Below are 15040 nucleotides of genomic sequence, written 5' to 3'. Positions count from 1 at the left end.
TGGTTCTTCAACTCCATATCGTAGGATTATATATTCGGTTAATGTATATATCTCTTATTTTGGGCATATGGTGAGCGTATAGAACTCTCACAGCAAATATAAACGAATCAGGGGGACTTTCAATGAATAGTTATATGACGCCTCAATCCTTACACGTGGTAGGACAAGCACGGCAAGTACAGCTCATACTCAAACAATGGTTGCGCGAGTGGGGCCCAGATGCCAAGTTAATTGATCTGCTCGCTGGACGTAAATAAACGAGTTTCTCCCATGAAATATAACATGAATTCACAAAAAGTCCGAATCCGATACAGATAGACCGGGTTCGGACTTTTGTCTAACAACATGTGAGGTAACATGTGCTCTATATTATTTCTTGTCAGCTGCCGTTTCCTGAATAATAGCTACGACTACCTGGGATAACTTCACAATGTCTTCGGCACGAATACGTTCTTTGGTTGTATGAATATCCTCATACCCTACCGCCAAGTTCACTGTCGGAAGGTCGAATCCGTTAAAGATATTGGCATCACTGCCACCACCGGAAGCAAACGTACTTGTCTCCAGCCCAATACTGCGGATGGCACGTTGTGCAAGTTGTACAACTTCGTGTTCATCATGGAAGCCAAATGCAGGGTAAAGAATCTCACTTCTGAATTCAGCTGTTGCACCGTATTTGCGACAAGTCGTTTCCAACGCGTCACGCATCTGTGCAACCTGCAATTCAACTTTCTCCTGAACAATACTGCGAGCTTCCGCTTCAAGCTGTACAAAGTCACATACCACATTGAGTGCTGACCCACCCTGGAATTTGCCAATGTTTGCTGTTGTCTCGTCATCAATTCTGCCCAGTGTCATCGCTGCAATTGCTTTTGCCGCAACCTGAATGGCGCTGATCCCGTCTTCCGGATTCACGCCAGCATGGGCAGACTTACCATAGATGCTCATTTGAATTTCAGCTCTCGCTGGAGCAGCAACACAGATCGTGCCTACAGCTCCATTAGAATCCAGCGCATAACCGAACTCGGCATCGATATCCTTCGGATTCATGGCACGTGCACCCACCAGTCCAGACTCTTCGCCGACCGTAATGACAAATTGAATTTTACCATGTGGAATCTTGTTTTCCTGGATCACACGAATCGCTTCGAACAATGCCGCAATCCCTGCTTTGTCATCTGCTCCCAGGATCGTTGTTCCATCACTGCGGATCCAGCCATCTTCACCCAGTTCAGGCTTGATTCCCTGTCCCGGCGTCACGGTGTCCATATGACATGTGAAAAAGATCGGTGCAACCCCTTCAGTTCCTTCAGCTTCCCAAGTAATGACGAGGTTTCCGGCGCCATGTCCGGTTTGCTCCATGGTATCATCCTCATAGACATGAAGCCCGAGATCTGTAAACTGTTCTTTTAACACCTTGGAGATGTTCTGTTCATTTTTCGTTTCACTATCAATCTGCACCAGTTCCATGAACTGATCGATAACACGTTGTTGTTTAATCATAGGACTTTCCTCCCTCTCGTGGATACGGTACAATACAATTACTATGGCTTGTTTACTTTATGAGGTTGTTCAAAAAGTCCGCTTTTGATTACGAAGGATGCCTCGCGGCATCATCTGCATCGAATATGGAATTCAGCCGAAATAAGCGGGAGGCTTACGAAGTATGTTTCCTTTGGAAACATTGTGGTTGCTCACGTAGTTTTCCCTACGCTCCGCTACTCCATTTCTAGCTTCATCCCATCTTCTTGGTACTGAAAACCAGTCTTTTTGAACATACACTTTATGTTGAAAGGAGTTCTCTCATCCATGCAAAAAAAGAAATGGTTCAAAATCATCATCTATCTCATGCTGATCGCCATGATCGGGTCCACCCTTTTCATAGCTCTCGAACCGTTGCTGTTTGGATAGCAACCTAAAGCCTTTCGACGACCTGTTTACAGACGTTGAAGGGCTTCTTTTTCCGTGACCCAATTAATTTGATATTGAAAAATACGATTAAAGTACGGAACAATCTCCTGCGCTACTTGCTCCACCGCATAGGACTTGCCCGTTATATCCTCCAGTGAAGTAACGCCATACTGCTCAATCCCACAAGGAACGATCCCCTGAAACCCTGCATGTTGAATGCCTGAGCTGATGTTAAAAGCAAACCCGTGACTGGTCACAAAACCGCGGCGGTGTTTGCAACGATTAAACTTGATGCCGATTGCAGCAATCTTCATATCGCCAATCCACACACCCGTGTAACCCTCTTTGCGTCCGGCTTCGATGCCCTGGTCTGCGAGATAATCCATAAGCACCTGCTCAAGTTTCCGTAAATAGCCGTGCAGATCCAAGTCTTCATCCCGCCCAAGAATCAATAACGGGTAACCTACCAACTGGCCCGGGCCATGATAAGTAATATCACCGCCACGGTCAATTTGAAACAAAGAAATCCCTTGCTCACGCAACTCTTCCGGACTGAGAAGCAGATGCTCCGGATGATTTTGTGAGCCGATCGTATACGTTGGCGGGTGCTGTAAAAGCAACATCTGCTCCGCTCCCTCGCCCTCGTCCAATCGCTGCACAATCGCTTTCTGGCGGTTCCAAGCCTCTTCATAATCAAGCATTGGTATGTATGCAACATCCAGCAGCTTGCTCATGATTCCCCACCCCCTTCTGCTTCAGGTTCAGTGTACAATTGAGCACCTGTCCGTAGACAGCAGGAAAAGTGCACGGCCTCCGGCACATACACTTTCCCGACAACTATTTACTTAATACACCTTGGTCTCCATGGTATATCCTTCAAGGTTTTCTTTGACACGTTGCAAGAAACGTCCGCTGATTACACCATCCAGGATTCGGTGATCCAACGACAGACACAGGTTAGCCATCGAGCGAACAGCGATCATATCATTAATAACCACTGGTTTCTTGACAATCGACTCGAATGTAAGAATCGCTGCCTGTGGATAGTTAATGATCGGCTGGGACAGGATCGAACCAAATGAACCGGTGTTGTTCACCGTGAACGTACCACCTTGCATATGGTCCAGCTTCAACGTACCTTCACGTGTTTTGCGAGCCAGTTCATCCACTTCACGGGCCAGACCTGCGATATTTCGCTGATCGGCATGTTTGATTACGGGTGTCAGTACGGAATCTTCGGTTCCTACTGCCATGGACAAGTTGATGTCCCGTTTGACGATAATTTTGTCCACTGCCCATACCGAGTTCATGATTGGGTAGTCTTTAATCGCATTAACGACTCCCTTCATCATGAAGGACAGATATGTCAGATTGATGCCTTCCTTACGCTTGAACTCATCCTTGAGTTTATTGCGAAGCATCACGAGATTCGTTACGTCTACTTCAATCATCGTCCATGCATGCGGGATTTCCGATACGCTTTGACGCATATTCCGGGCAATGGCATTACGCACAGGGGTAACATCGATGAAATACTCCGATCTTCCCTGGCCGCCACCTTCCACTTCGATCTGTGGAATTTTCGGACTTTCGGTTAGATGAATGCCTGAATGTCTCACAGGAACACCTGCATCGGACGCTGAGATCGCTTCTCCAGCGGTCAAACCCATTTCTCCATTTCCACGATTCACTCCGCTGAATGGAGAAGCAGAAGGCGCATGCTGTGCTGCAAGAGATGATGCTTGTGCAGACGATCCAGCCGCGTTACCTCCTTGTGCAACAAATGTCAGCACATCTTTGCGGGTAATACGACCACCGGCACCTGTGCCTTGGATACTTTGCAAGTTCAAGCCATGCTCTGCTGCCAAGGATTGCACTGCCGGGGAATACCGATTACGCATCGGCTGGTTCGGATCATGTCCTGCTGTATTTGACGCGGCAACAGGAGTATGGCTCGCATGTTGCTGCACTTGCTCCTGTTGCTGCGATACTTGTGTTACTTGCTCAGCCGCTTCTTCGTCAGAAGCTGCGACCTGCATGCGGCAGATTGCTTCACCAACAGCAATCGTTGTGCCCTCTTCCACCAAAAGGTCACCCATAATTCCATCCACAGTGGATGGAATCTCGGCATTAACTTTATCAGTGATTACTTCACAGATCGGCTCGTACTGTTCCACACGGTCGCCCGGTTTTTTCAACCATTTGCCTATGGTAGCCGAGACCAGCGATTCCGCCAATTGCGGCATAATGACCTCGATCCATTTCATACGTTCAGCCATTTGATTATCACTCCAAACTTTACTTTTAAACGATCCAAAAAACGAAATTAAAACTCGGCAAGTGTACGCATTGCAGCTTTAGCTTTGTCCTTGCTCAGCATGTAGAATTTCTCCAATGTTGGGCTAATTGGCATGGCCGGCACATCAGGTCCGCAAAGACGCTGAATCGGTGCATCCAGTTCAAAAAGACATTCCTCACTAATAATCGCGGCAACTTCGGCACCTACACCACCCGTTTTGTTATCTTCGTGTACGATCAGCACTTTGCCTGTCAGACGAGCGGAAGCAATAATCGCTTCACGATCCAACGGTTGCAATGTGCGCAGATCGAGAACGTGTGCTGTAATGCCTTCTTCACGCTCCAGCTCCTCAGCAGCCTGCATGACAAAATGCAGCGGCTGACTGTAACCGATCACCGTAATATCCGCACCTTCACGAAGTACGTTGGCTTTACCAATCGGAACGATGTAATCATCTTCAGGCACATCTTCCTTGATAAGTTTGTAGCATTTTTTATTTTCAAAAAAGAGTACCGGGTCCGGGTCGCGAATAGCGGCCTTCAGCAGTCCCTTAGCATCGTATGCCGAGTAGGGAGCTATAATTTTCAGACCAGGCGTACCAAAGAAAATCGATTCCGGACATTGGGAGTGATACAACCCACCGAAGATTCCGCCACCAATCGGCGCGCGTATAACAATCGGACAGCTCCAGTCATTATTAGAACGATAGCGGATCTTCGCCGCTTCACTAATGATCTGGTTTGTTGCTGGCAACATGAAGTCCGAATATTGCATTTCGGCAATCGGCTTCATGCCATACATCGCTGCACCAATGGCAACACCTGCAATAGCGGATTCAGACAAAGGTGTGTCCATCACTCTCATTTCGCCAAACTGATCTTGCAGCCCTTTAGTTGTGGTAAACACACCACCTTTGAGACCTACGTCTTCACCAAGGATAAACACATTTTCATCCCGTTCCATCTCTTCTTTCATCGCGAGACGGATTGCATCAATATATTCCATCACTGCCATACTTACCGTCCCCCTTCTTCGCTGTCCGCATAAACGTGCGTCAGAGTTTCCTCAGGTTTAGGATATGGCGCGTTGTCTGCATATTCAGTTGCTTCTTTCATTTCCAGCGCAAGCTGGGAAGCCAGATCCGCATCCCGGGCTTCGTCCCAGATGCCGCAATCGATCAAGTAGTTCTTCATACGAGGAACGCCATCTTTCTTCCAGTTCTCCTCAACTTCCTCTTTGGTCCGGTAAGCCAGATCATTATCGGAGGTGGAATGAGGTGACAACCGATACATCATCGCTTCAATCAGTGTCGGGCCTTCCCCGGCTATGGCACGGCGACGTGCTTCCTTCACTGCAGCATATACTTCTAATGCATCATTACCATCTACACGTAGTCCGGGGAAACCGTATCCTTGTGCTCGATCGGATATTTTGCCGCTCAACTGTTTATGAATCGGTACCGAAATTGCATATTGATTGTTCTCACACATAATAATGACAGGCAATTTATGCACACCTGCAAAGTTGGCTCCCTCATGGAAGTCACCCTGATTGCTTGATCCTTCGCCAAACGTAACAAAAGAAACAAATTCTTGCTTCTTCATTTTGGCAGCCAGCGCAAATCCAACAGCGTGCGGAACCTGTGTTGTAACCGGGCTGGAACCCGTCACAATCCGTAGCTTTTTGTGACCGAAGTGACCCGGCATTTGCCTACCGCCACTATTCGGATCTTCCGCCTTCGCAAAAGCAGACAACATCAACTCACGCGGAGTCATGCCTACCGCCAGTACAAAACCGTAATCGCGGTAATAAGGTAAATAATAATCGTGATCCCGATCCAAACCAAAAGCAGCGCCTACTTGCGCAGCTTCCTGTCCTACACCGGATACGTGAAAGTTAATTTTGCCAGCCCGTTGCAAGAGCAAGCAACGCTCGTCAAACTTGCGCGCGAGCAGCATGTATTTGTACATATCCAATACTTCACCATCGCTAAGTCCCAGCTGTTGATGCCGGTGGACCGCGTCTGCAGTACCTTGTGAACTCATATGAGGTACCTCCTTTTAATCAGAGCCTGTGCCACTCTTACTACCCGATCTTATAACCTGGTACTAAGACTTGGCTTAACCTTATTATAATCCCTTTTACCCAAAAAAGGAAAGGACCTTTCTCATAAGCTTGTTTGGCTTACATTCCAATGGCCTTTCCATCGACCGCCAACATGGCTTCACCCATAATTTCTGACAAAGAAGGGTGCGGATGAATGGTTTGTCCGACTTCCCAAGGTGTGGCATCCAGCATCTGAGCCAGAGAGGCCTCAGCGATTAATTCCGTCACATGGGTGCCAATCATATGTACCCCCAATATATCATTCGTCTTGGCATCTGCGATCACCTTCACGAATCCATCCCGACTTCCGTGAATAAGCGATTTGCCAATGGCCGAAAATGGGAACTTGCCTGTTTTGATGTCATAGCCACGTTCTTTGGCTTCACGCTCGGTGAATCCGATGCTTGCTGCTTCCGGGCGTGTGTACACACAGCGCGGGATGCGGTGGGATTCTACGGCATGTACCGTTTCGCCCGCCAGATGTTCGACAGCGAGAATGCCTTCATGACTTGCGGCATGTGCAAGCTGCAAACCGCCGATGCAGTCACCAATGGCGTAGATGTGACCTTCACCGGTCTGTAACTGTTTGTTCACAGCGATGAACCCACGCTCCAGTTTGATATCTGTATTTTCAAGTCCGATATTTTCCACATTAGCTTGACGTCCAACCGATACGAGCATTTTCTCCGCTCTCAGCGTTTCCTGCTTATCTTCACCAAGCTGCACATCAATCTGGATGCCCTCTTGATCTGTGTTATATGTTTCCGTTAGAACGGTGGCACCTGTCAGGAAACGAACACCTCGTTTGCTGAGCAATCGCTGCATTTCTTTGGCAACATCCTCATCCTCGGCAGGCAACACGTGAGCAGCTGCTTCTACTACTGTGATGTTTACGCCAAAGTCATTCAGCATGGATGCCCACTCCAGTCCAATCACACCCCCACCGACAATGATGAGTGATGCAGGAAGTTCATCCATACGCAGGGCTTCGTCGCTGCTCATTATGAATTTGCCGTCCGGTTCCAGGCCCGGCAACACACGTGGACGCGAACCAGTGGCAATGATGAGATTGGTTGGAACTACCGTATCCATCTCGCCATCTTCAAACTCCACAGCGACTGCTCCGCTCTGCGGTGAGAAGATGGATGGTCCGATGACGCGACCTTTCGCGTGTACAACCTGGATTTTATTTTTTTTCATCAAATATTGAACGCCCTGATGGAGCTGTTCGACAATTGCATCCTTGCGCGCCTGTACTTTGGGAAATACAAGTGTAGCTCCAGCTGTCTCGATACCATACGTCTCGCTCTCCTGGATTTCGGCGTATACTTCCGCACTTTTCAGCAAAGCCTTACTCGGAATACAGCCACGATGCAGACAGGTACCGCCAAGCTTGTCCTTCTCAATAATAACGACATGTTTTCCCAGCTGTGCAGCCCGGATCGCGGCTACATATCCACCGGTCCCTCCTCCAAGAATTGCAACATCACATGTAATTGGCATCTCTCATGCTCTCCTCTATGAATCAAATTTCAATATAATTTATGATAGCTTAAATCATGGTTTAGCTTATACCCTCTATATGCCATTGTACTCTCCTTGAGCGGTCAACTCAAAGTTTGAACCAATCACACATGGACAGCCTATGCATTCCAAGCTATGATGGAATCAGGTATGATCTGTAAGCGTAACCTTTATTTAATCTCGACTTTGGCAGAAAGGGTATAATGCTCATGAATACAAGATTGGTCTTTGCGCGATTTTTGGCAATTGTTGTCCTGGTCATCCCCGGTTTAATGGCAATGAAGGGTTTTCTGATGATGAAAGATGCCCTGTTCCTATATTATGCCGAGCACGGGAACGAACTGATTTCACCAGGGTTCCAGTGGCTTTCCTTTGGCGGTGGACTTGTCCTTTTTGCCGCAGGTATGAGTTTTCTGGGAGGCTGGATCCTGTTCCGTGACCGTAAGCGTAATTATGTAGGTCCCCGTTTCCGGTCCAAAAGTGTACCCGAAAAAGCAGAGACGCCCGGAAGGACTCCATGAGTCCGGGCTTTTTGTGTGTTCATACAACACACCGCCTACTTTACATAGACAGGATGGATCATCATGGTATCATTTCTAATCACGTTACAACGATTGCTCAAAGGCATTTTCCATGCGTTCAAAGACCCTAAGTTTCTGGCTCTGTTCGCGTTAACGGCAGCAACGTTGCTGTCAGGCACTTTATTTTACACTCGTGTTGAAGGTCTGCACTGGATCGATGCGTTATACTTCTGTGCGGTTACCCTGACTACGGTGGGACATCCTGAATTTGTGCCAACCACCGGATTCAGCAAAGCCTTTACCGTGATCTACATGTTTGCAGGCATTGGTCTCACCTTTGCCATGATTGCCAGAATTACAGCAGGTATTCTGTTCCCTCGCAAATTAAAGACAGAAGAGGACCCGGAGTAATCTCCGGGTCATTCGTATAAGGCATCCCGCAGTTTGGTAGACATACGTGATTCTTTGGAAGAAGACTTCAAGATCGTTCTACGCAAGGTAAGGTTACTTGCCTGCAGTCTCTCCGCTTCTGCGAACAGTTCTGCAAATAATGCCTGCGCCGCTTCATCTAGAGATCCCTGTTTTTTCAGGCTTTCATATCGCTCTTGAAGTGATGTTAATGCTTCACTCATACTAAACACCTCTTTTCACAACTCCTGTTAACTAGCTGCCGTAACCAATACCTTAACAATCCATATAGTAACACAAAGCTGCGCAGATTAGTTCTGGCTCTTTCCAAAGATTTTGTGGTACTCTGTAAAGGTCGCTTTTTTTGTTGAATCCCGTATGTGAGAGGAGTAGCAGCACCGTGCAAACAGGACGTATTACCGTAATTACTGGACCCATGTTCAGTGAAAAATCCGGTGAACTCATTCGCCGTTGTCAGAAATTAATACAATTTGGTCGTAAAAAGGTTGTGGCCTACAAACCAGCCGAGGATAATCGGTTTGCCCAGGACGAGATCGTGAGCCGAATTGGTTATCGACTCCCTGCCCATTCCATTCCCCGGCAATTAACCCCGGAATCCGTAGAAATGATCTTGAACCAAACCATAGATGCTGATGTTGTTGCATTTGATGAAGTACAATTTTTCAGCAGTGCCATTATGGAACTTGTCTCGGAGTTAGCGTATTGTGGCAAACATGTCATTGTGGACGGACTTAATATGGATTACCGTGGTAAGGAATTCGGATATGTCGGTGGTTTGCTTGCCATGGCAGACGACATTGAGAAACTCTCGGCTTTCTGTGCGGTATGTGGCAGCCCAGATGCAGCCTTTACGCAACGTATCGTCAATGGGGAGCCTGTTACCTTGGGTCCGGTTGTCATGATTGGCGATTCAGAAGCTTACGAGCCACGCTGTCGTTGCTGCTTCATTCCTCCTCACAAAGTTGAATGCTCATCATAATTCCTAAAAGATCGATCTTAGATATCTTCCAAAAAGGCCCCTTGGGGCTTTTTTTGTTATAGAGCAAACATTCGTACAAAAAAGCACCGCTTCGCAGCGATGCTTCCAGAGTCACTTCCCGCTAGTCCCGGGAAACAAAATATTTGTTGGTCATGTAGTAAGCGTCACCACGCGACGTTTCCACCATTCCTTTTTTGGCATCCAAAAATACAATCTCTTTACACTTTGTACAGTACCATTTTGTGCGCTTGTATGGGGATTCCGTCACATAAGCCGTGCCACATTTACAATCAATCTTCATTAATAACTCGGTTGATTTATAAGCACTGGACAAGCGTTCCAGGTTATCCTGCTGCTGTGTAGGCATAATGGTCTGCTGATAATCCGATAAATGATTTTGAACCTTGAAGTCTGCTACCAATCCTGCATTCAATCCAAAAAACTCCTTGCCGATTTCGGTCACGAAGCGCTTCTCATTTCTGTAGCAATCCAGCCACTCAATAATCTGCTTATTAGACAGTGGAACCGTACCCTTGATACCGCTGTTTAAGGTGTAGGTCATGATGTATAAAGTATCGTCTTGTCTACCTGAGTACATTAGAATCCTCCTTCGAATACATTTGCTAATGTACTACAAAAACGCGCATAAATCAAAAAATTCTTATTTCCTGAGCGCATCTCTTCTTATTAAATGGGAAACATTCCACGTTCATCCGCTAAAGACTTACAAGAACTGCATACACCTGAAACATTTCCCTGTGGCGCGGCATAATGCACGACCGATTTAACGTTTTTCTTGCATATGGAACAGTAGTGCCTCCTTTCCTTTTTTGGGATATAGTCCGATAGCTTAACCACGTTTTTGTTCGGTCGGAATCGTTGTAAGAAACCCGGCCATTTCATCTCGCTTCACTCTTTCTTGTTCGTCTACTTCGTAGTCATTTTTTTACTCTGGGCTAAAAATCATCTCGTCTTTTTTTATGTATACGATTCCAAGTTGTGCGTGCCTATCTCATAATCTATTCGACGTTTTGAGCGTTTTTCCTGTTTTAATCTCTACACATATAAAAAAAACCGACAGAACCTGCTCTCCTTTTTTTCGGAAGAACAGTATTTTAGTCGGTTCCAGCCTTATTTATAAAAAGTTCCCAGAACGTCCAGCTCTGATGAACGCTCAATTCGAAATGGATAGATATACCCCTGATTCATTCGGGTAAATTTGCGGCTCCACAGATCCAGTCCCGATGTGAACTGATAGGCCTGATATATAAACTTGGAGCAGTAATTGCGCTCAATACTGCGCAGATTGGTCTGCAAACGGTAGAATTTTACCTGCTTGTAATGGTCGTGTACCCACCCCGCTGCTTTCATTCCTGCCTCATTCAATCTGGAACGGAATACAATGAAACGATCTCCTTCATAAAATCGCGTCAGATACCACTCTAATGAATCAGCAAATACAGGCCCATAAGGGTGCACATGATACACCTTGCCGTCGAGACCGATAATGCCCATATGCCCGGCGTAATACGTCGATTCCGAGCTTGGCGTGTACACAATATCCCCTGGCTCTAGCTTCATCTCGCCCAACGCGTTAATAGGCAAGTCCTGATGCAGCCGTTTGGCTGCTGAACGTTCACGCCGCCCTTCAACCAACAAGCGATGAAGCGCGCCAGCCAGTGCGAGATACATTTCAGACCATTTGATCTTTTTTTTATCAGATCGTTTGAACCACCGCTGGATGAAGGCGAAACCTCGTTGTGGCTGTGATCCCTTTTTCATACGCTGCACTCCACTCTGATCTAGTTATTGTATCTTGATGTTATTCTACTGTTTCTCAGGCTTATTATAGACATTTGGTAGTGTATATTCAATTCGGAAGCTGTTAGTTCTGGTGAAATTATGCCTTTATAATACCCATTTTATGCAAAAAAGATGACTTCGGGATTAAATTACCCCGAAGTCATCTTAACGTATCCAATTGCAGACTTTTATTCTTCTACAACACCTAGAGCTTTATTTTTCTCCTTAAAGCGACTGTTATGGGAAGAAACATAAGCCACTTTTTCCGCTTCAGGGTCCATGTAAAGCTTCGCACTGTTTACCGCTAGCGCTGCATCAGTGAAGGTACCCGCAATCAGGTACAGTTTGCTACCATAATCTACAAAATCGCCTGCGCCAAACACGCCGGGAATATTGGTTTGCAATCTTTCTGTTGTAGTGACATGCCATTCGCCAAGATCAAGTCCCCAATCCCGGATTGGACCAAAGTCACTCTTCATGCCATGGTTTACAATGACAGCATCGACTTCAAGCAGTTCAGTTTCACCTGTGTCCACGTGTGAGATGGTCACCTGTTCAATCACATCACCACTCATACTATGCAGTGTCTCTACCGCGTAAGGTGTACGGACATCTACAGATGATTCTCTCATACGCAGTACATTACGCTCCAACCCGCCAAAGCGGTCACGACGATGCACAACCGTAACTTGCTCTGCCAGTGCTTCCAGTTCATTCGCCCAGTCCACAGCAGAGTCGCCTCCACCCGAAATCAGCACGCGTTTACCACGGAATGGCTCCAGTTCTTGCACGGTATAGTGCAGATTGCTAACCTCGTAACGGTCTGCACCTTCAAGCTCCAGCTTGGCCATTTTATATATACCATATCCGATTGCCATAATGACGGTACGTGTCCAGTGTTGTTCACCTGTTGCAGAAGTTAACAGAATTGTGCCATCAGGTTGACGCTCGAATCCTTCGATCTGTTGTTCAAATACGAGGGTTGGCTCAAAAGTTCTTGCCTGTTCTTCCAATTGTTTGATCAGATCTTCACACAGAATTGGCGTCACACCCCCGACATCCCAGATCATTTTCTCCGGATAAAAGAGCATGCGACCTCCCAATCTGTCACGTGCCTCAATCAACTTGGTCTTCATATCTCGCATGCCGCTATAAAAGGCAGAGTACATGCCCGCAGGGCCACCGCCGATAATGGTTACATCATAAAGTTCCAACTGATTCATATTAAAAATACCTCCGTTAATTCGATCCAGAACATCGAGTATTTGATATCGATTCTCATTATCACTTAAATCCTAGTGTAATGGTAATCTTATCAAAATACAATGGCTAAAAAACAAACATTTCTTGTACAAACATTTCACGAACAAATCCGCTCTTTACTATTGGGCTCTTGGAGCCGCCAACAGCTTTTCAACGACAAAATCAATTTGTTTATTGATTGAATAGATATCCGAATAATAGAAGAAATCAAAATCAATTTCAATTAGGCGACCTTCTTTAACAGCCGGGATGCTACTCCATATTGGATCATCCGTAAGGTTATCTGCCCCTTCATACACCGAACGAAACACGTAGTCCCCGATATACTCAGGCAGTACTTCCATGGATAAATTGGAGCCTCCCGCTTCCGAAACTACATCAATTTTCTTTTGTACCACTTCAGGTGCTTTCATCCCCAAGTATTCATATAATGCCTGAGATCCTCGGCCATATTGCTTGCTCTCTACAACGACCATACCTTTCAAACCGCCCTCCACAATGGAAACCGTTTTGTCTAATATGCCTGCGTCTGCTAGTGTTTGCTTACTCTCTTCGACTTTGCTATTGAGATTATTGATTAATGTCTCAGCTTCCTGTTCTTTTCCAAAAATACTCGCTATACTCTGGAGTCTTTCTTCTGTTGTCATTTTCTCGTATGGAATATATACCGTAGGTGCGATATCTTTTAACAACGTATACGTCTCTTCTGAAGGAACAATGATCAGATCCGGATCAAGATCAATGACAGCTTCAGGATTCGGTTCGAACCAGGTACCTAGTGAATTTACACCTTCAAGCTCACTCTTGTAGGCAGCCCCGTTGAATACTTCAGATGTAGCAATTGGCTTAATTCCAAGCGCAACGACGTCTCCCTGGAGATATAGTACAACAACCCGTTTCGGATTCGCTGGAACAACTACGTCGCCCTTAACCGTTGAGACCGTGCGTGTTTCATTGTCTTTGTTCGTCTGGCTTCCTGTGTCTGATGATACTGCCGTACTGCTGTTATTGGAACTGGCACCCGTTCCTTCGCCAGCTGCTGGTGTTGTTGCTGTACCTGAAGAGCAGGCTGCGAGGAGCATCGTTATGCTCAATAATGCAACCATAATCATACTGGAACTTGTTTTTCTTCTTTTCATTGGTGTAGACCCTCCGTCTATATATTGATAATGATTCTCATAATCAATATATCCCGACTTCCATCTTCGGCCAATGGACGATTCAGAGATTACCAATGGACGATCCTCTGTTCTCGCTTCTTCTCTCATCTTTCGTTGATACTGTATCGGAGAGATCCCCACATGTTTTTTGAAGATACGACTAAAATAATACACATCCGAATAACCTACTTCTGCTGCAATTTCACTCAGCGTTGCATCAGATCGCAAAAGCAGATTGCGAGCCTTAGCGATTCGGGTCTGAATTAAATAATCAATGGGACTGTGACCCGTCTGTCGTTTGAATTGCATGGATAAATGTCGGGAGCTGTAGTTGAATTGTTCAGCCAGGAAATCAAGCGTGACCTGTTCCCTATAATGGTTCTGTATATAACGAAGTGTTTGTTTCACCGGGTCAGCAAGCTCTGTTTTGATCTCCTGCTCTGCCAGCTGAACCATCATTTCATGAATGAATTGGTAAAATAAACTTTTTGTATGAAGCAGATCCAGACTGCCAGATTGTACCCATGCACCTTCAAGCTCATCAAGGTAACGTAACAGTCCAAGTGGACTACTTGGCGTAAATCCATATTGCAAAGAGAACGGTGCAACCTCAGGCTGTGCCAATAACCACTTTTTGCGATAACTTGGAAAGGCAAGGAATGCTCTATAATAGAGCAGAATATATTCGAATTCTTCGTTGGTTTGGATATCCAGTGAAGATCCTTTCGCCCCATGAAGCATGTAAAATCGCTCTGCCTTGTATGTTTGTCCATCCAATTGAAGTTGAGCCGATCCTCGAATCGTATATATAAAACCATTTGCTGGAAGTGTATAGGAACTCAGTTGTGCGCCTGCCTCCATAACGATCCGCCGTATATCCAGAACCTTAACAGCGGCATGATTCCAGCATTTCATCTGTTCGTCTAATTGCATCGAATACTCTCCAATCCCAGCACCCCCGTAACAAAGACCTCACGAAGTAAAGGTCATCATTCTGCCGAACATTCTTATAACATATGCGTAGCAGAGGTTCACTAATATTCCT

At 46.1% G+C, this 15040-nt stretch carries 16 protein-coding genes; 5 read left to right on the top strand and 11 right to left on the bottom strand.

Annotated features, from left to right (window positions below):
• The first annotated feature begins 122 nt into the window (after window positions 1-122).
• Window positions 123-257 carry a Z-ring formation inhibitor MciZ gene (locus MHB71_RS05325; RefSeq protein WP_100527202.1) on the top strand — a complete coding sequence of 45 codons (135 nt, stop codon included), beginning with the start codon at window positions 123-125 and terminating at the stop codon, window positions 255-257.
• A 112-nt stretch (window positions 258-369) separates the two neighbouring features.
• Here the strand turns inward: MHB71_RS05325 and MHB71_RS05320 are convergent, their stop codons facing one another.
• A complete protein-coding gene (locus MHB71_RS05320) occupies window positions 370-1503 on the bottom strand; it encodes a M20/M25/M40 family metallo-hydrolase (protein ID WP_047843589.1) in 1134 nt (377 codons plus the stop codon).
• Window positions 1504-1809: 306 nt separating this feature from the next.
• On the opposite strand from MHB71_RS05320, the gene prli42 reads away from it, so the two are divergent.
• Window positions 1810-1911 carry a stressosome-associated protein Prli42 gene (prli42, locus tag MHB71_RS05315; protein WP_017687624.1) on the top strand — a complete coding sequence of 34 codons (102 nt, stop codon included), beginning with the start codon at window positions 1810-1812 and terminating at the stop codon, window positions 1909-1911.
• 26 nt (window positions 1912-1937) lie between these two features.
• Here prli42 and lipB read toward each other — a convergent pair whose 3' ends face one another.
• From lipB to lpdA, 5 genes are all read right to left on the bottom strand, one after another.
• Window positions 1938-2645: a lipoyl(octanoyl) transferase LipB gene (gene lipB / locus MHB71_RS05310; protein WP_076251122.1), complete on the bottom strand. Its 708-nt coding sequence runs from the start codon at window positions 2643-2645 to the stop codon at window positions 1938-1940.
• Between the two features lie 111 nt (window positions 2646-2756).
• On the bottom strand, window positions 2757-4190 hold the full coding sequence (locus MHB71_RS05305; RefSeq protein ID WP_340029026.1) for a dihydrolipoamide acetyltransferase family protein: 1434 nt from the start codon (window positions 4188-4190) through the stop codon (window positions 2757-2759).
• Window positions 4191-4237: 47 nt separating this feature from the next.
• Window positions 4238-5224, bottom strand: a complete 987-nt coding sequence (locus MHB71_RS05300; protein WP_017687621.1) for an alpha-ketoacid dehydrogenase subunit beta — start codon at window positions 5222-5224, stop codon at window positions 4238-4240.
• 2 nt (window positions 5225-5226) lie between these two features.
• Complete coding sequence (locus tag MHB71_RS05295) at window positions 5227-6255, bottom strand: thiamine pyrophosphate-dependent dehydrogenase E1 component subunit alpha (RefSeq protein WP_340029025.1); 1029 nt, start codon at window positions 6253-6255, stop codon at window positions 5227-5229.
• Window positions 6256-6394: 139 nt separating this feature from the next.
• Window positions 6395-7819: a dihydrolipoyl dehydrogenase gene (gene lpdA / locus MHB71_RS05290; RefSeq protein WP_340029024.1), complete on the bottom strand. Its 1425-nt coding sequence runs from the start codon at window positions 7817-7819 to the stop codon at window positions 6395-6397.
• A 230-nt stretch (window positions 7820-8049) separates the two neighbouring features.
• Here lpdA and MHB71_RS05285 point away from each other — a divergent pair, with 230 nt between their 5' ends.
• Together MHB71_RS05285 and MHB71_RS05280 are read left to right on the top strand one after the other, a co-directional pair.
• The gene (locus tag MHB71_RS05285; protein WP_036607881.1) at window positions 8050-8361 is read left to right on the top strand and encodes a DUF2627 domain-containing protein; all 312 of its coding nucleotides are present in this window, start codon (window positions 8050-8052) and stop codon (window positions 8359-8361) included.
• Between the two features lie 63 nt (window positions 8362-8424).
• Entirely contained in the window at window positions 8425-8772 is a 348-nt protein-coding gene (locus MHB71_RS05280) for a potassium channel family protein (RefSeq protein WP_036607883.1), read from the top strand.
• A gap of 8 nt (window positions 8773-8780) precedes the next feature.
• Here the strand turns inward: MHB71_RS05280 and MHB71_RS05275 are convergent, their stop codons facing one another.
• On the bottom strand, window positions 8781-8993 hold the full coding sequence (locus MHB71_RS05275; RefSeq protein WP_289389700.1) for a hypothetical protein: 213 nt from the start codon (window positions 8991-8993) through the stop codon (window positions 8781-8783).
• A gap of 176 nt (window positions 8994-9169) precedes the next feature.
• On the opposite strand from MHB71_RS05275, the gene MHB71_RS05270 reads away from it, so the two are divergent.
• Window positions 9170-9769 carry a thymidine kinase gene (locus MHB71_RS05270; RefSeq protein ID WP_017687615.1) on the top strand — a complete coding sequence of 200 codons (600 nt, stop codon included), beginning with the start codon at window positions 9170-9172 and terminating at the stop codon, window positions 9767-9769.
• 121 nt (window positions 9770-9890) lie between these two features.
• Here the strand turns inward: MHB71_RS05270 and MHB71_RS05265 are convergent, their stop codons facing one another.
• From MHB71_RS05265 to MHB71_RS05250, 4 genes are all read right to left on the bottom strand, one after another.
• The gene (locus MHB71_RS05265) at window positions 9891-10367 is read right to left on the bottom strand and encodes a hypothetical protein (protein ID WP_017687614.1); all 477 of its coding nucleotides are present in this window, start codon (window positions 10365-10367) and stop codon (window positions 9891-9893) included.
• Window positions 10368-10900: 533 nt separating this feature from the next.
• Entirely contained in the window at window positions 10901-11551 is a 651-nt protein-coding gene (locus MHB71_RS05260) for a hypothetical protein (protein ID WP_221822108.1), read from the bottom strand.
• 209 nt (window positions 11552-11760) lie between these two features.
• Window positions 11761-12795 carry an NAD(P)/FAD-dependent oxidoreductase gene (locus MHB71_RS05255; protein ID WP_340029023.1) on the bottom strand — a complete coding sequence of 345 codons (1035 nt, stop codon included), beginning with the start codon at window positions 12793-12795 and terminating at the stop codon, window positions 11761-11763.
• Window positions 12796-12954: 159 nt separating this feature from the next.
• Window positions 12955-14928, bottom strand: a complete 1974-nt coding sequence (locus MHB71_RS05250) for a helix-turn-helix domain-containing protein (protein ID WP_340029022.1) — start codon at window positions 14926-14928, stop codon at window positions 12955-12957.
• Between the last annotated feature and the right edge of the window lie 112 nt (window positions 14929-15040).

Source organism: Paenibacillus sp. FSL H7-0940, assembly GCF_037979415.1.
GTDB lineage: Bacteria > Bacillota > Bacilli > Paenibacillales > Paenibacillaceae > Paenibacillus > Paenibacillus amylolyticus.
This window is presented reverse-complemented; position numbering and strand designations above follow the sequence as displayed.